Origin of the sequence: Desulfosediminicola ganghwensis, from assembly GCF_005116675.2 — a bacterium.
Lineage (GTDB): Bacteria > Desulfobacterota > Desulfobulbia > Desulfobulbales > Desulfocapsaceae > Desulfopila > Desulfopila ganghwensis.
On record NZ_CP050699.1, the window covers coordinates 2,012,943 to 2,038,850 of the forward strand.

General features: G+C 50.7%; 22 protein-coding genes. 6 read left to right on the plus strand and 16 right to left on the minus strand.

What is annotated here, in order from left to right; translation table 11 throughout:
* Positions 1-118 precede the first annotated feature (118 nt).
* The 5 genes from FCL45_RS08500 to FCL45_RS08520 form a co-directional block, all read right to left on the minus strand.
* Positions 119-1,186 (minus strand): ion transporter, encoded by a 1,068-nt coding sequence (locus FCL45_RS08500; protein ID WP_217907696.1) that lies wholly within the window; start codon positions 1,184-1,186, stop codon positions 119-121.
* A 73-nt stretch (positions 1,187-1,259) separates the two neighbouring features.
* Positions 1,260-2,324, minus strand: a complete 1,065-nt coding sequence (locus FCL45_RS08505) for an ABC transporter ATP-binding protein (RefSeq protein WP_136798151.1) — start codon at positions 2,322-2,324, stop codon at positions 1,260-1,262.
* 2 nt (positions 2,325-2,326) lie between these two features.
* Positions 2,327-3,967 (minus strand): ABC transporter permease, encoded by a 1,641-nt coding sequence (locus tag FCL45_RS08510; RefSeq protein ID WP_136798152.1) that lies wholly within the window; start codon positions 3,965-3,967, stop codon positions 2,327-2,329.
* 11 nt (positions 3,968-3,978) lie between these two features.
* Positions 3,979-4,983: an extracellular solute-binding protein gene (locus FCL45_RS08515; protein WP_136798153.1), complete on the minus strand. Its 1,005-nt coding sequence runs from the start codon at positions 4,981-4,983 to the stop codon at positions 3,979-3,981.
* 208 nt (positions 4,984-5,191) lie between these two features.
* The gene (locus FCL45_RS08520) at positions 5,192-5,602 is read right to left on the minus strand and encodes a DUF4345 domain-containing protein (protein WP_136798154.1); all 411 of its coding nucleotides are present in this window, start codon (positions 5,600-5,602) and stop codon (positions 5,192-5,194) included.
* 254 nt (positions 5,603-5,856) lie between these two features.
* Here FCL45_RS08520 and FCL45_RS08525 point away from each other — a divergent pair, with 254 nt between their 5' ends.
* Together FCL45_RS08525 and FCL45_RS08530 are read left to right on the plus strand one after the other, a co-directional pair.
* Complete coding sequence (locus FCL45_RS08525; protein WP_136798155.1) at positions 5,857-6,885, plus strand: threonine aldolase family protein; 1,029 nt, start codon at positions 5,857-5,859, stop codon at positions 6,883-6,885.
* Between the two features lie 132 nt (positions 6,886-7,017).
* A complete protein-coding gene (locus FCL45_RS08530; RefSeq protein WP_217907698.1) occupies positions 7,018-7,473 on the plus strand; it encodes a MarR family winged helix-turn-helix transcriptional regulator in 456 nt (151 codons plus the stop codon).
* A 192-nt stretch (positions 7,474-7,665) separates the two neighbouring features.
* On the opposite strand, the gene FCL45_RS08535 is transcribed toward FCL45_RS08530, so the two are convergent.
* The gene (locus FCL45_RS08535; RefSeq protein ID WP_136798156.1) at positions 7,666-8,130 is read right to left on the minus strand and encodes a YbaK/EbsC family protein; all 465 of its coding nucleotides are present in this window, start codon (positions 8,128-8,130) and stop codon (positions 7,666-7,668) included.
* Between the two features lie 232 nt (positions 8,131-8,362).
* Complete coding sequence (locus tag FCL45_RS08540) at positions 8,363-9,082, minus strand: hypothetical protein (protein ID WP_136798157.1); 720 nt, start codon at positions 9,080-9,082, stop codon at positions 8,363-8,365.
* Between the two features lie 184 nt (positions 9,083-9,266).
* On the opposite strand from FCL45_RS08540, the gene FCL45_RS08545 reads away from it, so the two are divergent.
* Positions 9,267-9,893: an FmdE family protein gene (locus tag FCL45_RS08545; protein WP_136798158.1), complete on the plus strand. Its 627-nt coding sequence runs from the start codon at positions 9,267-9,269 to the stop codon at positions 9,891-9,893.
* 113 nt (positions 9,894-10,006) lie between these two features.
* Here the strand turns inward: FCL45_RS08545 and FCL45_RS08550 are convergent, their stop codons facing one another.
* The 3 genes from FCL45_RS08550 to aroC all read right to left on the minus strand — a co-directional run bounded on the left by FCL45_RS08550 (position 10,007) and on the right by aroC (position 13,525).
* On the minus strand, positions 10,007-12,106 hold the full coding sequence (locus FCL45_RS08550) for a chloride channel protein (RefSeq protein ID WP_136798159.1): 2,100 nt from the start codon (positions 12,104-12,106) through the stop codon (positions 10,007-10,009).
* A complete protein-coding gene (locus FCL45_RS08555; protein ID WP_136798160.1) occupies positions 12,103-12,282 on the minus strand; it encodes a hypothetical protein in 180 nt (59 codons plus the stop codon). Before FCL45_RS08555 ends, FCL45_RS08550 begins: the two co-directional genes overlap by 4 nt.
* Before the next feature lie 151 nt (positions 12,283-12,433).
* Positions 12,434-13,525 carry a chorismate synthase gene (gene aroC / locus FCL45_RS08560; RefSeq protein ID WP_136798161.1) on the minus strand — a complete coding sequence of 364 codons (1,092 nt, stop codon included), beginning with the start codon at positions 13,523-13,525 and terminating at the stop codon, positions 12,434-12,436.
* Between the two features lie 406 nt (positions 13,526-13,931).
* On the opposite strand from aroC, the gene FCL45_RS08565 reads away from it, so the two are divergent.
* Complete coding sequence (locus FCL45_RS08565; protein WP_136798162.1) at positions 13,932-14,861, plus strand: glucosaminidase domain-containing protein; 930 nt, start codon at positions 13,932-13,934, stop codon at positions 14,859-14,861.
* A 4-nt stretch (positions 14,862-14,865) separates the two neighbouring features.
* Here FCL45_RS08565 and nudC read toward each other — a convergent pair whose 3' ends face one another.
* From nudC to FCL45_RS08595, 6 genes are all read right to left on the minus strand, one after another.
* Positions 14,866-15,708: an NAD(+) diphosphatase gene (gene nudC, locus FCL45_RS08570; protein ID WP_228721461.1), complete on the minus strand. Its 843-nt coding sequence runs from the start codon at positions 15,706-15,708 to the stop codon at positions 14,866-14,868.
* A gap of 80 nt (positions 15,709-15,788) precedes the next feature.
* Positions 15,789-16,643: a histidinol-phosphatase gene (locus FCL45_RS08575; RefSeq protein ID WP_136798164.1), complete on the minus strand. Its 855-nt coding sequence runs from the start codon at positions 16,641-16,643 to the stop codon at positions 15,789-15,791.
* Positions 16,644-16,877: 234 nt separating this feature from the next.
* On the minus strand, positions 16,878-17,636 hold the full coding sequence (gene phnP / locus FCL45_RS08580; RefSeq protein WP_136798165.1) for a phosphonate metabolism protein PhnP: 759 nt from the start codon (positions 17,634-17,636) through the stop codon (positions 16,878-16,880).
* Positions 17,637-17,710: 74 nt separating this feature from the next.
* Positions 17,711-19,048: a tetratricopeptide repeat protein gene (locus tag FCL45_RS08585; protein WP_136798166.1), complete on the minus strand. Its 1,338-nt coding sequence runs from the start codon at positions 19,046-19,048 to the stop codon at positions 17,711-17,713.
* A gap of 208 nt (positions 19,049-19,256) precedes the next feature.
* Positions 19,257-21,530 carry a carboxyl transferase domain-containing protein gene (locus FCL45_RS08590; RefSeq protein ID WP_136798167.1) on the minus strand — a complete coding sequence of 758 codons (2,274 nt, stop codon included), beginning with the start codon at positions 21,528-21,530 and terminating at the stop codon, positions 19,257-19,259.
* Between the two features lie 25 nt (positions 21,531-21,555).
* The gene (locus FCL45_RS08595; protein ID WP_136798168.1) at positions 21,556-22,959 is read right to left on the minus strand and encodes an ATP-binding protein; all 1,404 of its coding nucleotides are present in this window, start codon (positions 22,957-22,959) and stop codon (positions 21,556-21,558) included.
* A 426-nt stretch (positions 22,960-23,385) separates the two neighbouring features.
* On the opposite strand from FCL45_RS08595, the gene FCL45_RS08600 reads away from it, so the two are divergent.
* Entirely contained in the window at positions 23,386-24,267 is an 882-nt protein-coding gene (locus FCL45_RS08600) for a hemolysin family protein (RefSeq protein WP_136798169.1), read from the plus strand.
* Positions 24,264-25,865 carry an apolipoprotein N-acyltransferase gene (gene lnt / locus FCL45_RS08605; RefSeq protein ID WP_136798170.1) on the plus strand — a complete coding sequence of 534 codons (1,602 nt, stop codon included), beginning with the start codon at positions 24,264-24,266 and terminating at the stop codon, positions 25,863-25,865. Before FCL45_RS08600 ends, lnt begins: the two co-directional genes overlap by 4 nt.
* The last annotated feature ends 43 nt before the right edge of the window (positions 25,866-25,908 follow it).

The window sequence follows — 25,908 nt, forward strand, 5'->3', positions numbered from 1 at the left end:
TAGGCGAATGCGGATTAGCAGGACAACATTTCCTGTATTGACCTAGAAGCATCAGGACCACCTTACAGGCTGGTTCTGGTGCTTTTTTTATGGGCTGGCTGAAAGGGTGAGACACATATCACAGAGTGAGGAGCCCGGTAAATCTTTCATTAAGCGGCAACAGTAGTGGATTACCTTGAATTACGTCTTTCGGTGTGATCAGTCCAATGGACAAGAAATAAAAAAAGTGTGGTTGAGTTCGTTCGTCAGGTAAATCTGGTGTCTCGTTCAGCTGGCAAGCAGCGTTTTGCTCATTTTGAGAGCCTGGCTGCCTTCTTTCAAGTTCACGGGCGGATGACAGGGCAGAAGCTATCAGTCCGGTAGGTACCGAAACAATTCCCAGGCCGACCATCAATACGAAAAAGGTAAAGACCTTACCTCCTGCGGTGATCGGGTAAACATCTCCATAGCCAACTGTGGTGAGTGTTGCCACAGCCCACCACAAACTATGAAATACAGAGGCAAACTCCTCCGGCTGCGCTTCGTTCTCGAAATAGTAAATCCCAACAGCAGCGAAAAAAATCGCCATACCAGCTACCACGGAGAAAAGGAGCAGCTCTTCCCTGGCTATTTTCAGGGCACTGTGCAACCGTTGAATAGCCCTGGAGTACCTGAGTAGCTTGAAGGCGCGAAACAGTCGCATCAGTCGCAGGATTCGTATTGCTCTCAGGTCGACTGTCGTAGCAAAGTAAAAAGGCAGAATAGCGAAAAGATCAATTAATCCATAAAAGCTGAAAATGAATCGGAGCTTTTTGTCAGCAACATATATTCTTGCCACATATTCTGCGGTAAAAATGAAAATAGTGAACAGCTCAATAATTTTCAGTAACTCCCTCGTCTCAGGTGTGATATTAGGGAGTGTTGCTACTGCGAATGAGACGAGCGAGAGGACGATGGTGAACTGGATGAACAGATCAAAATTACGACCGTGCCTGGATTCGTTTTCCTCAATAATCTGCTTGAATTTCATGGGGCGGTTTTGGGCTTGCAATGAAAGATGGCGGATGTCCTGGGTGCAGTGTTGGGTAAAGCGCGTCAAAATATAGTGTTGATTGTGAAAATGCAAGTGATTAACCGCTGCGGGAACGACGAACGGGTCGTCAAGGAGGATTGACAGGCTATGCCGCCGATAGAAGGTGGTAGGCAACAGGCCGGTTTTCCTGTCAGGAGTTCTGGCCTGTCGAGGTGTTGATATACGATTTTCTCAGGTTCTTATGCGATTAAAGCTGGCAGGTTTTTGGGAAAACGATCAGGTTGTCAACTTCGGGCTGGATTCCGATCCTTTCTCCAATCCTGTGGTCATGATGGCTGGAAACCAGTGCCTGGCATTTCTCTCCCGACGCGAGTTGCAACAGGTAGACAATGTTGGGGCCACGAAAGGATTTTTTTAAAATCGTAGCTTTAAGGCAATTATCTTCAATATGAAGAATATCCTCAGGGCGGATCAACAGATCAACGCTGCAACCGGGTTCGCAGGGAATAGAGAAATGACCTTCAAGCGGGCCCAATGCTGTTTGAATTTTCCCGGTTGAAGTGACTTTGCCGTCTATAAGCGTTCCTTCCCCTACAAACCTGGCCACCTCAAGGCTTGCCGGTTTGTGATAGATTGAGTGGGCATTATCCCATTGCTGCATGGTCCCGTCAAAGAGTACCCCTATTTTATCGGCCACCGAAAACGCTTCGTGCTGGTTATGGGTGACAAGCAGTGCGGTTGTCCCAAGTTTCTTGAGGATATCACGAACTTCAACTGTTAGCCGTTCTCGAAGTAATGCATCAAGATTTGAGAATGGTTCGTCAAGCAGCAGTAATTCCGGTTGTGGTGCGAGTGCCCGGGCCAGTGCGACGCGCTGTTGCTGGCCGCCAGAGATTTCGTGAGGGTAATTGTTTGCCACCTCTTCGAGTCCGACAAGGGTGAGTAATTCACCGACTCGTTTGTGACGTTCATTCCTTGGCATTTTGTTGATGCCGAAGCCGACATTGTCACTGACAGAGAGATGAGGAAACAGAGCATAATCCTGAAAAACCATACCGATAGAACGATTTTCCGGTGCTTCGTTTCGGGTGCTGCTGGAAACGATTGTGCTGTCAATACAGACAGTACCACTCTGGATTGACTCAAAACCGGCAATCACGCGTAAGAGTGTTGTTTTGCCGCAGCCACTTGGCCCGAGCAAGCAACCGATCTCACCTTTTTGCAATGAAAAGGAGATATTCCTGGCAACCTGCTTGTTTCCGAAAGATTTGCAGACCTGTTCCACCGACAGGAGCGGGTGATTGTTTTTCATAATTACTTCTCCGATTGACGAATGAGCAGTATTACCGGGATGATCGAGGCGAAGATCAGATAAAGTGCGGGAAGAGCCGCGCGTTCCCATTCTGCTTCACTGGTCAGTTCATATATTTTCACAGCCAGAGTGTCCCAGCCGAAAGGTCGGGTCATGAGAGTAATTGGCATCTCCTTGACCACATCGACTATAACCAGAATAAATCCGGTTAGAATTCCTTTTTTCAAGAGGGGGAGATGGACTGATGAGATAAGTTTCAATCCCCTGATGCCGTATATTGAGGCGGCCTCATCCAGGCTTGGGCTGATGGCCTGCATGGAACTGTCTATGGAGCCAAATCCAGGGGCCATAAAGCGTATCATATACGCCAGAAGCATTACCAGCAGGGTACCATGCAGGATAGGGCCTGTTTCAATGGTAAACATCACCTCCATCAGATTTTGCAGATGATTATCCAGCCAGGCGATTGGCAGAAAAATACCCACCGCAAGCACAGTCCCGGGCAGGGCATAGCCTATGGTAGCGAACTTACAGAGTAACATGTTTCCTCTGGTTGGTGATGTCCTCTTTACATAGGAGAGCAGCAATGCCGCACTACAGGTAAGCAGAGCGGCGACTATACCAAGCAGTAGAGTTCGGCTAACCTCAGAGTTGTAATTGGGCAGACTGTTATTACCGGCAGCTTCTATAACCCATATAATCAGTTGCAGAACAGGTAGAATGAAGGCAACGGCAACGATGAAGAAGCAAAAGAGGGTTGCAGCCACAGCTCTTGCTCCGGTGAGCCTGATCCGGGTCTGGGCGCTGCCCCCTCTGGCACTGCCATGGTAGCGCATGCGTGAGCGGTAGAGCGCTTCAACAAGTACCAGCATCATAGCGAACAGGACCAGTATTGAGGCCAGCTGTGCTGCCGCTTGAATGGAAAAGAAACCAAACCAGGCCTTGTAGATTGCGGTGGTAAAGGTGTCGAAGTTGAAGATAGAGACGGCGCCAAAGTCAGCAAGCGTTTCCATCAGCACCAGGGCAAGTCCGCTGGCGATCCAGGGGCGAGCCATGGGCAGGGCGACTCTGAAGAAGGCGGCCCATGGGCTCAGTCCAAGGGTCCTTGCTGCTTCCATCAGCTTATTGCCCTGACTCATAAAGGCGGAGCGGCTGAGCAGGTAGACGTATGGATAGAGGGTGAGGCTCATTACCAGTACGATAAATGGCGTTGTTCGTACTTCGATAATTGTTCGCTCAAAGCCGGGCAGCGTTCTCAGCAGGGTTTGAAAGGGGCCGGTAAAATCCATAACACCCACAAAGATAAAGGCCATGACGTAGGCGGGTATGGCCATGGGCAGGGTGAGCGCCCAGGTAAAAAATGAACGCCCGGGAAATGAGCAGGCACCGGTGAGCCAGCCCAGTGAAACTCCGAGCAGGGTGGTGCAGACCATGACCCCGCTGCAGAGCCAGAAGGTGTTGGTGAGCAGCGAGGCAAGGACAGTCTGGCCCAGATGGGCCCAGATCTCTTTTTCCGGATGCAGGAGTGAGGCAAAAATGACTGCGACCGGAACAGCAACAAGAGCGGCCAGAAGGCAGGCAGCAAGCTGCCAGCCGTCCGGCCGGAAGGTATGGAACGTTAAGAGGAGGTGTGGTTTTGTCATTACGGATGCGACTATTTATATTGAGCTCTATCCATCAATTTGATCGCATCTGCCTGCAATTCGCCGTAGACAGAAATGTTCAGCGGATTACCTTTGAAGCTGCCCCAGCTCTGAACCAGCGGTTCAAGGGCGACAGAATCATTAACAGGATATTCCATGTTCAGGCCGGCAAAATCGGCCTGGGCTTCAGGGCCGGAAAGCCATTCGAGCAGCTTGATTGCCTCGCCCTTGTTTTTGGCATGGGCGGTGAGGCCAGCGCCACTCACATTCATGTGAACGCCATCTGTTTTCTGGTTTGGCCAGAATATCGCCAGCGGAAGTTCAGGTTTCTGCTTCATCAGGCGACCGAGGTAATAGGTGTTTACAATTGTCGCGTCACCGATGCCTGCCGCAACGGCTTCAAGCGCTTTGGTATCGTTGGAAAAAGGTGCAGTAGCCAGGTTGCTTACCCAACCCTCGACAATGGTCTCAGCTTTCTCTTCACCATGGCTTGCGATAAGGGAGGCTACCAGGGACTGGTTGTAAACTTTTTTCGAGGTACGCAACACCAACCTGCCTTTCCAGTTTTCGTCGGCGAGCCCTTCATAACTTTGGAGTTTATCGGCAACATCTGCGTTTGTGTTGTAGACGATGGTTCTGGCACGTACGGACAGTCCGAACCATCTGTTTTCAGGATCGCGCAGATTGGCAGGAACATTACTGTTTAACTCTTCAGACTCCAGAGGCTGGAGTACACCAGAATCTGCAGCCTGCCAGAGGTTGCCGGCATCTACTGTGAGGTAGATATCAGCAGGCGTTCGCGTCCCTTCGGCTTTAAGCTTTTCCAGCAGAACACCAGCGTCGTCGGTGATATATTTCACCTTTACCCCGGTCTTTTCCGTGTACTTTTCAAAAATTGGTTTGATCAGGTGTTCATTGCGGGCGGAGTAGACAACGATTTCATCCTGGGCAAGTGCGTTGGCTGCAGGAAGAACCATGCTCATTGCCAAACCTGCGAGAAGTGCTTTGATTTTCATCTGTAATCCTCTTTGGTAGAAAAATGTACAATATGTTAGAGATAGTCAATTAGCCTCTTAGGCTTACATGTTAAATTTCGGGGAGACTAAAATATTAAGTATGACCTGTCAATGACAATTTTAAGGGGTACCTAAAAACATATGTGAGAAAGGTGGTCACATTTGTTCGTTATTGTAGGCATTCCGAATTGTTACAGGTTGTTCTTTTTTAGTTACGATTTTTGTCTGGAGGTGGGAGCTGGCCATCTTTTTTGAGCAGCCAGATGCAGATCGGTATCAGGGCGAGTTCCATGAAAATATAGAGCACAAACAGTGGTGAGGGGGGGCCATCGATAACTACGCTCAGTATCCTGCCGGCGACGAGTCCCCCACAGAATATTGCCAGAATGACGATCCCGATATCACGGTATCTATCAGAAAAAGCAGCATAGAGCCAAAATAGCCCGAGTGCGATGTAGAGCATCATTACCGCTCGTAAAATATGGGTTTGATCTATACTGGCAGGTTCTGAAGCTGTAGAGAAAGTAGTCAGAAACCAGCTGGGTGAGATGCCGTAGAGCATACCGATGATAAGGATGGTACCAAAAGCCAGAATAAGCAGGGCCTTCTTTAATTGCATGTGTTCCTCATAGGGGAGAGCGAGGGGGGAGCCAGGCAATCCTTTTTGATTTCAAACTTATTATATGCGAGTTCAAATCATTTGCCAAAAAGCCGAACAGAGGCTGGTGTGTTGGGCCTGCTGTTGGCTGCTTGGATGAAGAATGGTGTTGACTATTGGGCTGATTTACCAATAATGTGCTGCTCGTTTGTGATGAATTTGTATATCGAGCAAGAGAAGGGAAAGAGTAACAGACACGAGCAAGGACAGATTCAATGTACAGTTTTAAAAATGATTACAGTGAAGGCGCCCACCCGGAAATTCTCCAAGCTCTGGTCGAGAGCAATCTCAGCCAGGAGGAAGGATATGGGTTGGACTGCCATACAGAGCGGGCGATTGCGCTGTTGAGGAATCAGGTAGCGGATGAAAACGCTGATATTCATCTGCTCTCAGGTGGCACCCAGACGAACCTGATCGCTATCAGCTCATTTCTTCGACCGCATGAGGCGTGTATCTGCGCCAGATCGGGACACATCGCCACCCACGAAACGGGGGCCATTGAGGCGACCGGGCATAAGCTGCTGGCGGTAGACGCACCGAATGGCAAGCTGACCAGACAGATGATCGAGCCGGTACTTTTTGAACACCACTTTGAGCATATGGTGAAACCGCGGCTGGTCTATATCTCTAATCCTACTGAGATTGGCACAATTTACTCAAAAAAAGAACTGGCCGAACTGCAGCGTTTCTGTCTGGAAAATGAACTGCTGCTCTATGTGGATGGTGCCCGTCTGGGTACGGCTCTGGTGGCTGATGGTGGCCTTACCATGGCTGATATGTATCAGTTGACGGACGCCTTTTTTGTAGGTGGCACCAAGACAGGTGCTTTGCTTGGCGAAGCGCTTGTTGTGCGCAATCCTGATCTTCGCCGCGACCTCCGCTACCTGATCAAGCAACGTGGCGGTTTGCTTGCCAAAGGCCGGTTGCTTGGCGTCCAGTTTGAGGAGCTGTTTAAAGATAATCTTTACTTTGAACTATCGGCCCACGCCAATGAGATGGCGCAGCTTATGGTACGGGAGTTGTCTCAGGCTGGTTGCAGGTTCTGGATCGAATCTCCAACCAACCAGATCTTTCCTATTTTCGAGAATAAGGTAATCGACCAGTTGTCCGGGGATTTTGAGTTTTATGTCTGGGCCAGGATAGATGAGGCAAGTTCTGCAGTGCGCCTGGTGACTTCATGGGCAACTCCGAGGGAAGCTGTCGTCAAATTTATTGAGGCGTACAGAGAGGCAGTGGCGAATTGAGGAAGTATGTTATTCAAAGGTTATGCCATGATGGGGTAACCTTCACACTCTACTGATTGCTTTATCTGGCCCGATTCTTGACATCAAGACCCTCCCAAATTAGTTTAATATTTAATTATTACTTTTGGGGGGATGATGAAACACAGGGTGAAAGGTAAAAAAGCAGATCTGCAGACACTAAGCACCTATGTGAAACTGGCCAGAGCCTCGGACACGGTTACCGCCGTCACACACAAACATCTTGCCAGGGAAAATCTTACTATATCGCAGTTTGGCGTGCTGGAAGCTTTGTACCACCTGGGATCAATGTGCCAGAAAGATGTGGCTCGAAAAATCCTGAAGACCACGGCCAATATTACCACTGTTATCGATAATCTGGAAAAACGCGGCTTGGTTGAGAGGGTGCGTAGCACCGAGGATCGCAGATATATCAGCCTGCACATCACTCCCGACGGTGCAGAGTTGGTTGAGAGGATCTTCCCTGTTCACTTGCGGGGAATCGTCGAGAGTTTCAGGGTATTGACAGCAGAGGAGCAGGCCCAGCTGGCAGAACTTTGCAAAAAACTCGGTCTGGCGCAAAAGGTGTAAATCTTCTGTTGCGCTACGGTTCAATGGGATACGGTTGAAATCTTTTCTGGCAAGATAACGTTGTTGCGTTAAAATATTCGGCCTGGGCCTCGCTGTGTGGCTAAGAGTGCCCCGGCACTGAAGAGAGTAAGGCAGTGAACACATTTCCTTTTCAATTACCGCTCCAGCCAGCGTCATCAGGGCGGGCCGAGATCAGGTAACCTCAACCTTTACCCCACCGGTGATCTGCTGCAGATAATCGGGGCTCAGGGGCACGCCGGTGGCATTAGTGCCAGCCGCAGGATAGACAGTTTCATACTTGTCGAGCGATATGTCCAGCAGGATCTCCAGCTCAGCTTCTGCCAGCCCGAACGGGCACACTCCGCCGGGTAGAAATCCCGTAACATCATTTGTTTCATCGGCAGTTGCCATCCTGTGTTTGGCGCCGGTTGCCCGCTTGAGTGCTCCGCTGTTAATCTTCTTGTCGCCAGCAGCCACGACCAGCCTGAAGGTGTTATCTTTCCCTTTGAAAAGGATCGATTTCGCAATCTGGCCAACGGGAACTCCTATCCGTTGGGCAGCCATTTCTGCGGTGGGTGTTGAACCGGGTTCGAATTCGAGTGCGGCAAGATTATGGTTCTCAAGAAATGCACGTACTTTATCTGGGATATTACTCATCGCTACTTTTCGTCCTGTGTCAGTTTGCAGGTAATAATATGAATAATCAAAACTTTAGAGTTTTCAGAGAAGCCCCGGGTCGGCAAGAGAGAAGAGTCTTTGGTCTGAAAGATACTGTTTCTCCCAGGCTGTGAGGGCGGCGCTGGCTACGACATTATCTCATTATCGTTTCTAAACGTCACTAAGCAGAACCAGAGAGGATGCTGGTTCTGTCCCCTCTGGTTGCAACCAATTATTTCACCTTGCTGAGGTGAGCCTTCTGGTTTTCAAGATAGCTGTCGGTAAAGATATAGAAAATCAGAATTGTGGTGACAAAGTTAATGATCAGCTCAATTGCTTTGGTAATAAATTCTGAAGCCTTGTCGGGTGACACACCGGGCTCGAGAGGCTGGAAAAACATGATCTGAAAGAAGCCTGAGACGATAAATGAGAGCATCATCACTATCACAATTTTGTGAACATAGCCTGTGGTATAGCGAAAGCTGGTTGCGATTGCCCCAAGAGTACTTTTGCCATCCAGTACAATGAGGTAGTCGGCAAATGTTGCCTTAATGGCAATATAGAAGAAGATGAAGGTGCTAAATGACAGGGCAAAGGCGTTTTGCGAAGAAAACTGTTCTCCGGCAAAAAGCCACGGCATCAAGGGAATAGACAGCAGGAGGTAGAGAAGCAGTATGGCCGGGGTGTACGCTACTCCGGCCAGTAATGCCTGTTGAACCGAGGTTGGCTGATTATAGCTTCGCGCTGAGATATAGCGGATCAGCGAGGCAGAAATAAAAGCATTGGCCAGAACCTCGGCAAAAAATACCATTAAGGCTCCTGCGGTGCCGGGCAGCATTGAAGATAAGGTGATCAGAGCTGCGAAGATAAGCGCTGGTGGCAGCACCAGTTGTACGAGATCGGAAATGTTCTCGCTTATAAACGTAAAAGATTTTTGAAATATGTCTTTCATGGAATACCGGTTAAAGTCTTGGAGTTAATGTTTCTGGTTGATGGAATATACAGTTATTTGCAGGGACTTCAAACTGTAACCAGGAAATATTGGCTGCAGTTGAAGGTTTACTCAAAAAACTTCGGCCCTGAAGCTACCTTACGGTATGAAAAATCGGGGCGAATAATCAGGAGGCATCGGTATTATGACTATTTTTTCCAAAGAAACCATAGAGGGCCTGATAGCTTTTCATGGCCATTCCTGCCCAGGTTTGGCAATCGGCATTCGGGCAGCGGAATATGCCAAAAGAGAATTGCCCAAGGCGGACTCTGCTTCGCTCATCTGTGTTACAGAAACGGATATGTGCGGTGTCGACGCCATCCAGTTTTTATGTGGCTGCACTTTTGGCAAGGGCAACCTGATCCATCGGGATTATGGAAAAATGGCCTTTACATTCTATGATCGTGAGCAGGGCACGGGCTTTCGTATCGTTTTAACTGGTGGTGTGGCCAGCAGCAAGGATAGCCGAAAGAGCGGGAAAGGAAATGTCAGTGAGCTGATGGCAAAAGATAAAGAGGGTACCATTACTGCCGAGGAAAAAGAGCTTTTAAGCGAGATGCGAGAGATGTCACGGAAGCAGCTGATGGAAGCACCGCTGGATGACCTTTTTACTAAAACAGAGTTGAATGTTCCTCCGCCGAGCCCTGCCAGGGTGCTTGCAGGACTGGTTTGTGAATCCTGCGGGGAAAAGACCATGGAGTCTCGTACCCGACGTTTTGGTGGGCAAACATTGTGTATTCCGTGTTTTGATAAAGTTGAGCAAAAAGTGTGAGGGAAGAATTGCCGGAAGTTGAAATGGTTATGATGGGTGCCGGCTCAAACGCCGCCCTTGAGACAAGATTTCCCATGAGCATTGTGCTGTACAATGCTCATGAGAAATTCGGGTTAGTTGCTGTTGCCGTACTTGCCGGGGAGCGGGCAACTGTTCATTACATCTTTAAGTACCTTGATATCACTGACCTTGCCGTAGACTGTAACCACATCACCAGCTTCCAGGCGGGTTGAACCGCGGGGAATGATAATTTTGCCACCGCGCTTGATGGATACGAGGTTGACCGTATCCGGTATCTGCATCTCTTTCACCATGGCTTTATTGCAGTTGTCGCTATCTGTGAGTACGAACTCGGCAAAGCTGTTATCAGGTGATTTTCTCAGCTCGACCTGATCGTCGATTATCTGGCCTCTTTGCTTACGCATAACACCGACATCATAGGCGCGAAGAATGTCACTTCTGCTGATGAGACCTGCAAGACGCCCGGAGGTGCCGCGGCGAACCACCGGCAGGCGTGCCAGATCCCGTGGTGACATCTTCTGGATGGCGACCCAGATTGGCTCATCGGGAAAAACCGTAATCGGGTCTTCCACGGCTACATCGGCTACCTTCATCTTTGTGGAGGAGAAATCATCTTTCATCTGGGCCCGGTCGATATCCTGAAGAGTGACGATACCCCAGACCTTGCCGCCATCCTTCATTACCGGAAAGCCATGCAGGTTGGTCTCCTGAAACAGAGCCATAAGATCCGACAATGATTGATCTTTGTGGATGGTCACGGGTGTAGTCTTCATGACTTCACTGACCCGCACACCCTGCATGATATCCATATCCCGGCCTTCTGCAAAACGAACACCACGTTTTGCGAGCTTGAGGGTGTATATCGATTCAGGATGCAGCCACTGGGCAAAGAAGGTGGCTGTGACACCTGCAACCATCAGGGGCAGGATCATGAAGTAATCGTTACTCATCTCAAAGACAATGAGCATGGCTGTAAGCGGGGCCCGGGCAGTAGCGGAAAAAAGGGCTGCCATGCCGACCAGGGCAAAAGCGGCGGGGCTGCTGACGATATCCGGGAAATAGTTGTTGAAAAGATGTCCCATGGCTCCACCCAGCATCGCACCAATGAAAAGGGATGGAGCGAAGACACCGCCGGAGTTGCCGGAGCCGAGTGTAAATGAAGTGGCAAGGGGTTTAAGGAAGATGAGCAGTACCAGTACCCAGAGTGTCGCTTTCCCCTGGATAGCGACTTCAATGAAGGGAAAGCCGGAGCCGTACATATGCGGGATAACTGCACCGGAGCCGCCATGTGCTCCACCGGTCATGGGCTCGGCGACACCAGGCAGGTGCATATAGGCAAAACCGAGAATACCGAGAAAGACAGCTCCAACTGCGGGCTTGAGCAGTTGGGGAAAATCCCAGCCATCAAAGACATTCTCACTGAAGTTGAGCATCCTGATGAACATGATGCCGATGACGGCGGCGGAGAGTCCCAGCAGCAGATAGAACACCAACTCAAGTGGTGAGTTCATGGTGTAGATCGGTACCTCGAAGGCGACCCTGTTGCCGAAGAAAAACTGGCTGACGATGGAGGCCGAAACTGCGGCGATTACCACGTTGCCGAAATGGCGTACCTGTAATCCGCACATCAGTACCTCGATGGCGAACGCGACTCCGGCAATGGGCGCATTGAAGGTTGCCGCGATACCGGCAGCAGCACCGCAGGCCACAAGATTTTTGATCCGCTCGTCAGAGAGTCTGAGAATCTGGCCAAGGCTGGAGCCCAGCGCAGAACCGACCTGAACAATAGGCCCTTCTCGGCCGGCTGACCCGCCTGTACCAATGCAGAGTGCGGATGCTGCGATCTTGGCCGCTGCCACTCGAGGCCGTATCCGGCCGCCACGCAGGATGAGCGCCTGCATAACCTCAGGTACGCCATGGCCCTTCGCTTCCTGTGCGAACATTATCAGCGGGCCGACTAACAGGCCGCCAATAATCGGCACCACCAGGTAGACCCACTTCCCGAGAATGGGGATTGCCGAGGAAAGCCCACTGTAGGAAATATACTGGATAAAATGGATGAGTTTAATGAAAAGAACCGCGGCCAAACCGGTACATGCACCGACCAGCACGGAGAGGATAAGCAGCAACAGCCCTTCAGGCGGAGCTAACCTATCGAGATAGGAACTGAGAGGATTACGTTTCGGTGTCATGCAAAGGCCGTACGGCGGTAAAGACTGTCCTGGAGAGTGCGGAAAGCCGGGCTGACACTGCCTGAAGCCGAGTCGATTACCGGTTCGCCGCTATCGGGTCCTGTTGCAACAGCAACAGCGACACCATTACGATGCAATGCCAGGTACAATGCGTCGTCGCGGTATCGCCAGTACATTCTACACAAACAAAAAAACCAGTATCATCTTTCAATGACGTGACATTTTTCTACTTCGTTCACCGCTGAGATTCAAGAATTATTTTGGGTTAGGCCCGGTTATTTCATTATTTACTGTATCACCCAATATGCGGGTATCGAGAAAAATCTCTTAGAATTTAGTAGCAATACGAGCCTCCTGGCGCATGGCCATGTCAAGGATGACCAGCGCCGACATGGATTCGATGATAGCCACTGCCCGTGGAACCACGCATGGGTCGTGACGGCCCTTGGCCTCCAGGGTGGCTGGTTCGCCCTGAAAATTAACGGTGTCCTGGGGGAGGGAAATAGTTGCCGGTGGCTTGAAGGCGATCCTGAAAAAGATCGGCTCTCCGTTGGATATGCCGCCCTGGATACCGCCGGAGTTGTTGGTGGCTGTACCGAGTATATTGCCCTTTTTGATGAACGGGTCATTATGTACCGAGCCGCGCAGTCTGCTGCCGCTGAAACCTGAGCCAATCTCAAAGCCTTTAGTCGCGGGTATGGCGAGCATCGCCTGAGCCAGTTTGGCTTCCAGTTTCTCGTAGGTCGGTTCACCGAGGCCGGCGGGAACGTTACGGATAACGCAGGAGACGGTTCCCCCTATGGAATCACCCGCATCTTTGAGTTCTACGATGAGTTTTTCCATTTCTATAGCAGCATTTTTGTCCGGACAGCGAACCCGTGTTTCATCGACCCACTCACGGCTGATTGTCAGGTGGTCCGGTTCGCGGGAATTGATGTTACCGACACTCCCAACCCAGGCAACAATTTCAATGCCATATTTCAGACGCAGTATTTTATCGGCAACGGCTCCTGCTGCCACGGTACCGATAGTCTCTCTGGCGCTGGAGCGCCCGCCGCCGGAAGAGGCACGAATACCATATTTCATCTGGTAGGTATAATCGGCATGGGATGGACGGGGGATGGCAGCCATCTCTCCATAATCACCTGGCCTCTGGTCGCGATTCGCCACTTGCAGCGCAATAGGAGTACCCAGGGTCTTGCCGTTTTCTGTACCGGAGAGGATTGTCACCCGATCCTGTTCCTGCCTGTCCGTGGAAAGAGAGGACTGGCCGGGACGTCTTCTGTCAAGTTGGGGCTGGATGTCAGCTTCTACCAGGTCCAAGCCCGGAGGGCAACCGTCTATGACCACACCCACGGCTTTACAGTGGGATTCGCCAAAGGTACTGACACGATAAATTGTTCCAAAATTACTCGACATAATATTTGATTAGCCTCTTTTGGTGATGGAGAGTGAAAATTGAATTTGGTAACTGTATGAAATTACTTGCCTGTATTGGATAACAATGACCATACAACACTGATTTGTAAAGACTCCTGCAGGACTTCCCTCGATCAAGGCTGTGTCGCCATTTGCTGAACGGCTTAAATTTTGGTACATATCAGGCCGGTAGCTCCTCTTTAGGAGGTTGGGCATTACTCCCCGATAGCGTTATTTATTATCTGACAGTTCACTGTTCAATGCACAAAGATGGTGATAGGTAACATGGGAGTTTTATGATTTGCGTCAGGTTGTTGATAGGGACGTGTTAATTTTTTTCGTCGGCAGGTGAAGGCTTGGAGTTCCGGCTTATTTCCGCTGCCTCCGGATGTGATAACAGTTTTTTATGAACATGAAAGTAGACCGTTGGTTGTTTTTTCCTCTGTATACGATCTTCTCAGTACTCTTTTGTCTGGTTGTATATCATTGTCTGGTGCCGGAATTACGTGAAGGCGGCAGATTCGATGGGAGTGGGCACACTGTCTTTACCATCGACGGTGCCGAGGGGTTTGCCCTTCTGCTCGATGAGTATGAAAGTAGCTTGCTGGAAGTCCGGGAGAGTGCGGATGTAAAATCCCTTTATCCGGAAAATTTACCCCATGACCTTCATGCATTACCGATACCCGAGAAAACGTCGATCTTCATCTCTCTGGTGTTGCCCAGCGTTTTGCGTGTAAATGCGGAGATCGCCGAAACGCGGAACGAGGTGGTCCGGCTTATTACCAAAAAAGAGAACTTTCAGCGTCTGACAGCTAAAGAGGAGTGGTGGTTGAACAGAGTTGCCCGGTCTTATGGCTGCAGACCGGATGATACAACTCAGCTCATGATGCGTGTGGATGAGGTCCCGCCAGCTTTGGCCCTGGCCCAGGCAATTACCGAATCGGGGTGGGGGACTTCGCGCTTTGCCCGTGAAGGAAATGCCCTTTATGGACTTCATATGCCGAGCAAAAGTGATGGTAACTACATAGTCTCCCGGAAGGGTAATGTGAAAGTGGCGGCATTTGACTCCGTCTACGAGGCGACCAGGAGTTATATGCATAGCCTTAACAGGGTATATGCCTACAGTGAATTTCGCGCCCAGAGGGCGGCTATGAGGGAAAAAGGACAGGCTGTCACGGGTCATGATCTCGCTGTCAATCTCTATTCATACTCGGAGTTGGGCGACAGGTATATCAGGGATTTGCAGTTCCTGATTAAGCAGTATCAGCTTGAAGAGCTGAATAAGACGGTATTGTTACCAGAAAAACGTGAAAACAGGGTCCGCTTTTCCCGGTAGCGGATTATTTTGCCAGAGACTGCAGGAAAAGTTCAATCAGATGTCTTGAAATGCTGATTCTGGAGGGCAGTTGTGGCAGGTTGTCTGGCGTAAACCAGGCGGCGTCTTCAAGTTCATCACCGTCCGGCTGCAGTTCACCGCTGGCGTATCTGGCACTGAAACCTACCATCAGGGAGTGGGGAAAGGGCCAGGACTGGCTGTTAATGTACCGGATGTCGGTTACTTCAATTCTGGTCTCTTCATACACTTCTCTTTTGACAGCTTCCTCCAGGGTTTCACCCGGCTCCACATAACCGGCCAGTACACTATACATGCCATTGGGAAAGTGGGGAGAGCGACCAAGCAGGATTTCATCGCCCCGAACCACCGACATGATCACCGCCGGCGACAAACGCGGGTAGTTGAAATAGCCACAGCCAGGGCACCTGCACAGCAGGTCGTGCTTATCCTCCACCATCTCCGATCCGCATCTGCCGCAGAATCGGTGATCCCGGCGCCAGCGCAGTACCTGGCTGGCTCTGCCGGCGATGGTCCAGTGGTCACTGCCAATGTGGCCGTGGGCAGCTCTCATCGTTACTCCGTTCAAGGGTAAAGAAACAACAGCTGACGGATCAAGCTCGATGACCATGCAGGGGACACCATCATAGACACCAATACACCGGCTATACTTGATTTGCTCGGCATCGACAGGCGGCTCCTGAGCGAAGGGTACAACAGAACCCTGAGAGTTCCCCTCCAGGTAGAGAGTGCCCTTTTGCAAGATAAACCAGAACATTGGCCCGGCAGCAGCAGTCGTTTGCCTGCAATGCGGTTGAAAGGGTTTTTGAAGGGAGAACAGATCAGACACGTGTTTCGTCAGGCCTTGAGGATGATGTGCGATGATTATACCCGCCCGGTTCAGCTAGTGAAAGGTGCCGGGCGATGTTGCTATTCGTAGCTGTAAAGTGTTGGCTTTGGCCAATTGGTAGTGAAACCGAGATCCTGGAGAATTGCTATAGCGCGATCCATATTTACGTGGATGTTGCCAAGACCGTGCGAGTCATCACCCGGCACGACTGATATCCCCATGTCGCGGGCTTTTTGCAGAATTGAGCCGGTTATATATGGTTCTTCAGCTCCCTTGAGCAACGATCTGAGGTTTAAATCCATTATCAGGTCGTGTTTTTTAATCACTTCCAGGTTTCGCTCAACGCGTTCGTTTATTTCCGGTTTAAGCAGACGTGACTTGTAGTCGGCATCAAAAATTCGAATCAGGTCGAAGTGACCCACCACCGCTGGTCGCAATCGCTCGAGCATCTCGTGCTGAATATCGAAATAACGGCAATACATTTTGTCGTAACCGCCTACGGCGTCGGCAGTCTCGTCGTACTGTTCTTTGGAGTAGTCAAAGCCTAGATCGTCAACGAAATGCACTGAACCGACCAGATAATCAGGTTGATATTTTTCTATCAAACTTGGGATGAACGTATCGTAACCGCTGTAGGTTTCGATTTCCATGGCTGCGAAAATCTGCAACTGTCCAGCATACTTTTCCTGAAGCCTTTTGCATTCGCCCATGTAACGGCCGAATCGTTCCAGCAGAAATTCCGGGGTGAGACCAGCGGCTTTCTGGTCTGGATAGAGCAGCTCTTCGGTGCGGCCGGGGACGTGCTCGGTAATGCCAACCCAGGCGAAGCCGTGCTTGATATACGAGGTGATTATTTCTTCCAGGGTGTCTGTCGCGTGGTGGCAAAATTGCCCACTGTGACCGCCATGGACCGATACATACTGCGCTGTACTCATGTCTGATAAACCTTTGGGTGGATAAGCATTGCACACTTTTTTCAAAAACACTGCGAAATACCTTAAACATCTTTTCTCGGCAGGCAGAAAAAAGAGTTGTGCCAATAAAGGGAAAGAATTGGTTTGTTTTTTACCAAAACCGCAAGAAATCCACAAGTAAGCTTTTGGATCGCCTGGGGACGTGCAAAATATCAGGGAGATGTGGTTTGTTAAAAAAGGTAGTTATTTGAGCTTTTATAGCGATAGCGTCATAAAATCCCGGGCTACATGGACATTTTCCGGCAATGCGTCGGGGTTTTTCCTGAGCCAGAGATCCAGAGTGTGATCGATGTGGGCCAGGTAGGTCTGGTAGGGGCCGACATTTTCATGTATGGCTAAAGCCGCGTTGATATCGTTATGGCTTTGATGAGCCTGCTCCAATGGCGGGAAGGTACAGTCTAAGATGATAATTTCAGGCTGGAAGCTCTGCAGGAATTGAACTGTCTCTGTAGGTAAACCGCTTGTGTCCGCTAGCCAGGCGAGGCGGGCGTCGGCTGTGGAAAGGCAAAAGCCGAGGGATGGCCTGGAGTGATTGAGCGCAACAGTGGTAACTTCAAGATCAGCTATCCTGACAGTTTCGAATGGTTGCAAAGTCCGGGAAAAATCAAAGATGCCGTTATGTTTGTGCAGGTCGGCACAGCCGTCGGGATCATCGGGGCCAAGTACCGCTATCTGCTCATCTCTCACCCCCCAGCGCATCGGGAAGAGCCCCATCACGTGGTCGATGTGATAATGACTCAGCAGGATTGCGTCGATTTGGTCGGCCGGGCAGATCTCGCCAAGATAAGGGATGCCGGCGTCGATGAGTATGGTCTGCCCTCCGGTGTTGATGCGGGCGCAGAGCGAGCCCCGTTTCAGTTCCGGGTTGTTGCGGCTGTCGCTGCAGACTTGGCAGTCACACCCATATACGGGTATTCCTGCACAGTTTCCGGTCCCTAGAAAGGCAAGTTGCATGGTGCTGTCTCCTGGTAGCTTTTTCCGGCTGGCATTACTGCGGGTTTAATAAGGAGGCACGCCTTGTGCAATCCTCAAAGTTGTCTCCACCATGAGTCCTGGAATTCGGTAAAAGTCATCCCTGTATTTTCATAGAGGGCCTGCTCGAATTTTTTTCCCCCGGCCATGGAATGCAGGATAGCCCGCAGAGTGACAATTGTATAACGGTCGATCAGGTAATCAGTCGCTGAAAGAGCCAGCCCATAGGCGAGCGCCGCCTGTTTTGAGCCTTTGATCGTTTCGTTGAGTTCCGCCAGCTCCGGAGCAGTTTTTGACCAGTCTCCGGTCTGTTTTTGCCCCCTGATCGCACCAAGTATAACCTGTAATCTCTTTTGACTCGAGAGTGAAAGATATTGAGCAAGCCCCTCATTGAGCCACCAGGGGCAGCGGTAGGCCATGGCGTCGTAAAGCAGGGCGTGGGTATACTCATGGGTGATGATTTCTGCTGTTTGTTCAGGCTCATCGCTCTGGAGCGGCAAGCTGATTCTGCCCTCGTAGACTCCACCAGACCAGGCGGGGACCCCATTTTCAGTTTGGAATGTTTCTGAATTGACCAGATAAACTGTGATTTGCCGCTTGGGATAAAAATCCAATTCAAGGCCGACATGGTACCAGGCGTCTTCGAGCATTCTCCAGATACTGTTGATTTGTTCGCGTGCTATGTCATCTCCGGCGTTTAAACGAAATACCTGGCTTATCTGGGTTACGCCGTTATTTTCAGACTGCTCTTTTGCCTTGAGCTGGGTCAGCCGTAGGGTAAGGTCCCTGCGGTCGGGCTGCAAGGCGATAGCAATTTCGAGATAATCTATAGCATCTTCCAGTGAACCGCTGAGGTAGTGTATCTGGGCCAGGGTCTCGGCATAATGTGGGTTAATGCTATCCAGAGCATAGGCGCGGGAAAATGTCGTTACTGCTTCTTCGTACAGCGACTGCTCGAGATAAATTCTGCCCAACTCTGCATAAAGGGTCGGGTCTTCATCATTGTAAGAGACAGCCTGTTCAAACAGTTCCTGGGCTTCAAGCAGATTGGTGTTTTCAAAAGCATTGCGTCCGAGCTGGCGGAAGGCGTGGGCGATATAATACTGTATACCTGAGCGATCTCCCCGGTCTTCATATTCCGAGATGAGGAGGTTGATTGCACATTGCCAGTCAGCTCTCTTGAGGCAGTCGGCACCTTCATGACTCATGGAGACTGTCGGCAGTTTGGCGGCAGCCCTGGGCAATGCCGGGGAGGAGAGAGTAAACAGCAGGATGGTACAGATAGCCGTGAGACGGTGCGTTGAAAAGGGTGCAGAGGACCACCCGACCTGTGTCAATCGGGTCGGCAGCGAAAAGAGAAATTTCAGTAACTCATGGCGGGTATTGTTGTGCATGTACTTGTCCCTGACTAAGTAATCATGTCACATACGTAGAACAGCTTTGAGAGGATGTAAATGGAAAAATATCTTTTCAGGGTGCTTGTAGAAAGGGGAAATGAGGGAAAATAGAGCAGTTACCCGCAATAAAAAAAACGGGAACCTGGAAAGATCCTGGTTCCCGTTTTTGGTGAAAAAAGAGACTATTGCCCCGGAGGGCGGTTCATCATCTATAGTAAAGATGCGGACTGCCCATGGTTTGCAGTGCCTTGTGCAGATTACGACGGAACTCGCGACGATCCCAGATACCCTGAATGTGGCCGCGGCGCAGCGCGTTTCTGGCCGAGTGGTAATCGGGCGGAATATCGATTCCGGTGGTTTCCCTGATAACCCGCGGGCCGGCAAACCCTACCCGGCTTGAGCGAATTGCGAATTGGTAGGGGGAGCAGCCGAGAAACGATGCAACCGGGCCGGCGTAACTGTTGTTGTCGTAAACAACGATGTACAGGCCACCCGAATCGATGTATTCACGCACTGCCACGGTACACTTCGGCATCTGCACGACACCAAGGGTTCCCTCCTGAATACGGATTCCGCCGGTGGTGTGTACATAGGCAAGCAGTGGTCGTTTCTTACGCTTGGCGATGGCACAGGCCTGCACGAATTTCTCGCCTTCAGCGCTACCCACGGTACCGTTTCTGAAATCGGAGTAGAGCATGGTGGTGACGATTTTGATATCGTTCACCTTGGCGTGAAAGGTGAGGTTTCCTGCCTTGTAGCCGGTCTTCTTCTTACTGGCGTTCAACCTGTCGGCGAAGCCGGTGTAGTCAAGCGGGTTGCCGGAAGCAAGGCCTGAGTTGAAGAAGCGGATGGTGCCTGCATCGAAGATGTTTTTCAGGTACCACTGGTACTCCAGCGGAAAGTGGTGTCCGCAGGTCTCGCAGACACCGCCAAACTCGCCATAAAGATCAGGAATCCAGAGATCCTTGCAACCGTGTTTGTCTGCATTGGGACAACTCACGGTGCGGTCCTCGTTGGCAAGCGGACTGGTGTAGGTATCCGTCAGTTCCAGCGGGTCGCTCAGGGGACGTTCAGCGTCACCGTTGCCGTTGGTTGGAGTATAGGTCAAAAGCCTGGTTGGCTTTTTGCCGGATTTTTTGGAGATGAGGTTTATCATCGTGGAAACCGGTTCGGTCAATCGTTTGAGCATTACCGAACCTTCGCCGGATACGTCCTGAATCACATTGCCAACCTGTTTCTTGTGATTTTTCAGGATGTCGTAACGGATTTTATAGTAGGCTTTTTCCGAAGCAACCCGGGCGAGGGTATATAGGCTGAGGGATGAATCGGGCGAACCTGTATAACCATTTCTGGCCATGGTAAGATACTTTTTTGAGCGCAGCGCAAGAAGACGTTTGGTCTCTTCGCGGTTGAGCTCCCAGTTGACCAGCACCTGGTCTTCAGCATCCTTACCGGTTTTTTTTCGCCTGACTTCCCAGGATCGGAACGCCTTAAAGCTTTTGGTCTCCAGCACGACATGATCGGTAGCTCTGATCATCTCGTTGCGAAGGGTGGCAAAAAAGGCGAAGTCGTCGCGACGTGCGCCAAGCTGCGGTTCCTGAATAACCCTGTCTATAGTGCCTTGTTTTATATTGTCGAAAGCGGTGAGGCGCAAACGATCTGCACACACCTCAATCAGTTCTTTAGGTACTTTGGAGCCTTCGCGAATACGTCCTTCAATGGCCGCGGCACCCTCTGGAGAGATAACCGAGTAGTAGCCGTGACTTGCCATCAGTCGGTAATCGGAGAGGCCGATTGCTTCTGCACCGCCGGAACCACCTTCCGAGATCATGGAGATCACAGGAATGCGGAGCTTGGACATAGCGTAGATATTGCGCGCGATCTGCTGGGCGGCGCCGGGGTATTCCTCTACCGGGTAGGATCCCGGGGTGAAAATGTAGCTATGGATCGGAATACCTTCAGTTTCCGCAACCTTCATGAAACGCATAGCTTTCTCGTTCCCTTCAGGTTTACAGGAGCCACCGTTGCGGAACTCCTCGCCGTGACCGCTCTCCTGGCCGATAACCATGACCGTGGAGGTGTGGGTCTTGTTCTTGATCCGGCGAACGAGGGTTGCCTTGGCGCAAATCATCGCCGGGTCGACGTTGGCGTCTTCTTCACCACCGAGTTCGGTGTAGTCCTCGTAGACATTTTCGAGGATGTCTTTAAGGCTGAAACGCTGGATTGAGCGGACGATGCGCACTCGTTCCATAGGGGTGAGATGTTCCTCGGCCCTTTCCTCAAGAAAACTGATCGACTCGTTGAGCTTGCGAATCTCTCCCAGGAGTTCTTCCTCGGTGTGGTCGTAGAGTGTCTGCTTCAGTTGATCGCAGGTCTCCTTGAACCCCTCCAGGTTCCCCCAGTTATTGTAATCTTTAATCTGGAGCAGGTAATTGACCCGTTCTTCGATTTTCAGAAGTTTTTTTAGTAATTCGTTCATATATGTGTTCCGTCTGTTCTCATCTCTAGAAGGCCAGCAGACGATCCAGGTTGTTTTTCAGGTATTCCAGATTGGTAATGATCGGGCTTCCGCTGGAATCTTCACCCCTGATAACCGTCTCGTCGATGAACTGTGCGGCGCGCGCCTTAGCCTCATCCATATCTTTGCCCCAGACCAGCGCCAGCGCCAGGTTCGGATCAAAATCACTTGGAATTGGGTATGCCCTGTCGGTGGGAACGTGGCTGTATACCACTGACCATTCATGAGCCGGGAAACTGAACTCGTTAATGGTTCCGATCCATGGGGCAAAGCCGCGACGGGTGTCCTCGGCAACGATACGAAGCTCGATTGAAGCACCTTTAAACTCGATGGCGTTCTGCTTGTAGCCGGTTTTCTCACCAAGGGCCAGTCGGATCTGTTCCCGGATAAGATTAGGCTGCTCGCCATTAAGATAGGAAATGCGCGCTGAAATATCGTTTTCTACCTGGATGCGGGTGTTCACCTCCAGCAGGTAGGGCTGACCGGATCTGGTGACAATCCATTCCCAGGTGCCGACGTTGTCATATTTGACGTGGTTGGCCAGTTTAAGAGAATACTCGACGATTTTATCGAGAACTTTCTTTTCGTCAAAATCGTAATCGAAACAGGACTGGCAAAAACCAGGCGCTGCCTCGACGCGTTTCTGACGACCGGTGGACTGGATTGTACAGTTACGGGAGCTGAAGTGGATCCGTTCACCATGACGGGAACAGACAAGTTGCACCTCTAAGTGGTTAAAATCCCTGATACATTGTTCAATCAGTACACCGCCGTCGCCGAACTGACGCTTGGCGTAGTTCTGCAGCTGGCGGTAAACACGACGAAACGTCTCAATTTCTGTAACTTCCTCGATGCCCATGCCGCCACCGCCTGCTGCGGCTTTGACCAGGATCGAAGGAGACTGGATGCCCTGGGCGAGCTGGTCTTCGAGCAGACGCTGGGCTATCTCTTCGGCCTCCATCTCATTATAAATGGGGGCGTCTGTGCCGGGAATGGTGGGGATGCCAAGGCCGTTGGCAACCTTTTTAGTGTTGATCTTGTCACCCAGGTCCTTGATTACATTCCAGTTGGGGCCAATAAAGGTCAGCGCCCGATCACGCTTGGTTGCCCGGCGGGCAAAGCGGTAATCTTCTGAAAAAAATCCATAACCTGGATGGATGGCTGTTGCTCCGCAATAATCTGCCACCGCCAGTATGTCGTTGGGGTCAGTATAACTGGTTATACGCCAGGCATTCTGATCCGGGCCACTGGTGATGTTACGCTGCACATGCTCGGAGTCTTTATCGGCCTCGGTATACACTACTGCATAATCGAGTCCGAGGTCTATGCAGGCGTTCATGATGCGGATGGCGATCTCGCCACGGTTTGCAATGAGTACCTTTCCTTCCAAACTGTATCCTCTGTTTTCCGAATTTATGTTGTGATTGATTGGCGTTAGCCAATGCCGAAGGCGCAGTTCTCCCTACTCTTTTTCTCTCTAAGCGCCTTGGAAATGGAAAATTACAGCAATATAGTAACCTAACTGCGATTAGAAAAGCAAAAATGTTCAATTCTTTGGCGCCACTCATCGAACGAGGCACGTTTAGCGCAGATTTCTCTTTTCTACTTGACAAGAGTTTTGAATCCCCATACAGACTATGAGTGGGAGTCTGTGTATAATAATTACAGCTACCGTTGATTTTTTTACCTTCGTAGCAATCTTCTGTGTATACAGCGCAGTAGGCACTCGTTACCCAGAATTTTGATCGGGGCCTTTTAAGGTTGTTAGACTAGAGGTTGTTTTGGCTTTAAAAGGGAATTTCTTTTACTCAAAATAATGAACACGGAAAACGAATCTGACCAGGAGGAGCCTGAAGAACGAAAAGGCTTTCTCAGACAATTGCTGTCCAAAGTACCTTTCGGGCGGCCGGAAACCACCCAGGATTTAGAAAACGAAATTCTCGAACTGCTGGAAGAGGGCGAGGAACACGGGCTTATATCCAGTCTTGAGGAGAAGATGATTAACTCCATCTTCGACTTTCGAGACACTCTTGCAGCTGAGATTATGACCCCGGCTGCCGAGGTCGTGAGTATTGAGGCATCAATGCCCATGGCCGATATCATCAATTTGGTCATAGAAAATGGTTTTACCCGAATACCCGTGTATCAGGACAATCCGGATCGGGTTGTCGGCGTGCTGCATGCCAAGGATCTGCTGAGGGTTTGCGCACACCTCTCCAATAAGCCGGTGGTGCTGGATGATGTGCTCCGTCCCATCTACTTCGTGACCGAGAACAAACCGATTGTCGACCTTCTCAAAGAATTCCAGATGCGCAAAAATCATATGGCCATGGTCACCGATGAGTTCGGAACTGTGCGTGGCCTGATTACGCTGGAAGATATTCTGGAGGAGATTGTTGGCGAGATCGACGACGAATATGACGAAGAACAGGATGTCATCGAGCGCCTCGAAGATGGTGCAATTGTCGTTCATGCGCGCCTCGATATTGAAAAGATCGAGGAATTTTTCGATGCTGAACTGCCTGAAGGGCCGTTTGAGTCAGTTGGTGGCCTTGTTATTCATCTTCTCGGCAGGCTCGGGAAGACCGGCGACGTAATGACTGTCGGCGGCTTGAAGCTCGAGGTGAAAAGCGCCTCCTCCCGTCACATCAAGATGGTCAGAATTGAACGTATACCCGACGGGGATAAAGACGAATGACAGCTCCCAGGCGGGTCTGGCCGCTATTTTCATCACTGCTTACGCCGGTGTTGCTCTGGTGTGCGTATCCCGGAGGTGGGGAAATCTGGCAGTTGCTCTTCGTTGCCCTGATTCCTTTTCTTCACGCTTTGCCGCTGATGAGTGGCAGGCGTGCTCTCGTTTGTGGCTTTCTGGTAGGGGTGCTGCATTATCTGCTGGTGCTTTACTGGATTACCACGGTGGTTGGCCGTTACGGTGGGCTGCCGCTCCCGATTACCATTCTGGCCTTGGTACTGCTTGCTTCGTTTATGGCCAGTTATACGGCAATATTTGCCGTGCTGGCCAGGGCCATGCTCGTTAGAGCCTCCCTGCTCGCCTCCCTGCTTGTTATTCCCGCAATATGGGTCGGTCTGGATTGGCTCAAGAGCTGGCTTTTCAGTGGCTTTCCCTGGATGGATATAGGGTATGCCCTGGCAGGGGAGCCCTTGTTGATTCAGTCGGCAGATGTGTTCGGCCATAGCGGTCTTTCCTATCTGCTGGTGCTGATCAATGTGTTGCTGGTGCTGGTTATATATAATTTACGGTACCTGCGGGCTGTACTGCCGCTGGTGGTGTTGGTCGGCGTGCTGGCAGGTGGAGCCGGTTTTTATTCCGTAGAGCGTTGGGACGAGGTTTCTGCCCGGCTAACTGATCCGAATACCCCGAAAACAGTCATGGGGATTGTACAGGGCAATATCGATCAAAGTGAAAAGTGGTCGAAGGACAACCAGCAGCGAACAACAGATATTTATATAGAAAACTCTCTTCGGTTGAGAACGGATGAGGGGGCTGCAAAACGTCCCGAGCTGGTGGTCTGGCCGGAGACTGCGCTTCCCTATTATCCTCAGACCTACCAGGATATAGGAACGCTCACAGGTTTCGTAGAGTCCCGGCAGATGGCTGTATTGACCGGTGCCCCCTGGTTCGAACTGAGAGATCGGGCAACCCGTGATATTCGCTACTTTAACAGCGCCCAGCTGGTTCAACCTGGCATAGGGTTTTCCGATTATTATCATAAAAGCCATCTGGTGCCGTTTGGCGAATATGTGCCGATGAAACGTTTTCTGCCGTTTCTGGAACCGCTGGTGGAATCGGTCGGTGATTTCAGCGCAGGCCAGGTGGAAGAGCCAATGGTCTGGAACGAGTCCCGTATCGGGGTGCTGATCTGCTTTGAGTCCATCTTCGCCGATATCGGCAGGGCTTGGGTAAAAAGTGGTGCCAACGTTCTGGTAAATTTGACCAATGACGCCTGGTATGGTAAATCCAGTGCCCCACACCATAGTATGGCGATGACAGTTTTTCGCGCAGTGGAAACCCGTCGTAGCGTTGTTCGGGCGGCAAATACCGGTATATCAGGCTTTATTGATCCCCGGGGCCAGGTTGATGAACCATCAGCTATATTCACCCTTTGGGCCCACGCCGAAGAGGTGGCGCTGCTGGAAGGCGAGACAGTTTTTGTTCGCTGGGGATATTTTTTCGCACCCGTATGTCTGATCCTGGGCGTCCTGATCGGAGGTCTCTATGCAGGATTGCCTTCGGGGAGAATTCGCCAGGGCAGAGATTATGTGATACGCGGTTAACGAACCGCAGAACATTGCGTATAATAAGGATGAACTCTGCGAT

Bases quoted from the DNA above. Each gene is read 5' to 3' on its own strand.
- FCL45_RS08535 (WP_136798156.1), bottom strand. From the start codon at position 8,130: ATGAGTAATATCCCAGATAAAGTACGTGCATTTCTTGAGAACCATAAT.
- phnP (WP_136798165.1), bottom strand. From the start codon at position 17,636: ATGCAACTTGCCTTTCTAGGGACCGGAAACTGTGCAGGAATACCCGTA.
- FCL45_RS08585 (WP_136798166.1), bottom strand. From the start codon at position 19,048: ATGCACAACAATACCCGCCATGAGTTACTGAAATTTCTCTTTTCGCTG.
- FCL45_RS08565 (WP_136798162.1), top strand. From the start codon at position 13,932: ATGAACATGAAAGTAGACCGTTGGTTGTTTTTTCCTCTGTATACGATC.
- FCL45_RS08530 (WP_217907698.1), top strand. From the start codon at position 7,018: ATGATGAAACACAGGGTGAAAGGTAAAAAAGCAGATCTGCAGACACTA.
- FCL45_RS08590 (WP_136798167.1), bottom strand. From the start codon at position 21,530: ATGAACGAATTACTAAAAAAACTTCTGAAAATCGAAGAACGGGTCAAT.
- FCL45_RS08555 (WP_136798160.1), bottom strand. From the start codon at position 12,282: ATGTACTGGCGATACCGCGACGACGCATTGTACCTGGCATTGCATCGT.
- FCL45_RS08550 (WP_136798159.1), bottom strand. From the start codon at position 12,106: ATGACACCGAAACGTAATCCTCTCAGTTCCTATCTCGATAGGTTAGCT.
- FCL45_RS08540 (WP_136798157.1), bottom strand. From the start codon at position 9,082: ATGAAAGACATATTTCAAAAATCTTTTACGTTTATAAGCGAGAACATT.
- FCL45_RS08600 (WP_136798169.1), top strand. From the start codon at position 23,386: ATGAACACGGAAAACGAATCTGACCAGGAGGAGCCTGAAGAACGAAAA.
- FCL45_RS08525 (WP_136798155.1), top strand. From the start codon at position 5,857: ATGTACAGTTTTAAAAATGATTACAGTGAAGGCGCCCACCCGGAAATT.
- FCL45_RS08575 (WP_136798164.1), bottom strand. From the start codon at position 16,643: ATGAGTACAGCGCAGTATGTATCGGTCCATGGCGGTCACAGTGGGCAA.
- aroC (WP_136798161.1), bottom strand. From the start codon at position 13,525: ATGTCGAGTAATTTTGGAACAATTTATCGTGTCAGTACCTTTGGCGAA.
- lnt (WP_136798170.1), top strand. From the start codon at position 24,264: ATGACAGCTCCCAGGCGGGTCTGGCCGCTATTTTCATCACTGCTTACG.
- FCL45_RS08545 (WP_136798158.1), top strand. From the start codon at position 9,267: ATGACTATTTTTTCCAAAGAAACCATAGAGGGCCTGATAGCTTTTCAT.
- FCL45_RS08520 (WP_136798154.1), bottom strand. From the start codon at position 5,602: ATGCAATTAAAGAAGGCCCTGCTTATTCTGGCTTTTGGTACCATCCTT.
- FCL45_RS08515 (WP_136798153.1), bottom strand. From the start codon at position 4,983: ATGAAAATCAAAGCACTTCTCGCAGGTTTGGCAATGAGCATGGTTCTT.
- FCL45_RS08510 (WP_136798152.1), bottom strand. From the start codon at position 3,967: ATGACAAAACCACACCTCCTCTTAACGTTCCATACCTTCCGGCCGGAC.
- FCL45_RS08505 (WP_136798151.1), bottom strand. From the start codon at position 2,324: ATGAAAAACAATCACCCGCTCCTGTCGGTGGAACAGGTCTGCAAATCT.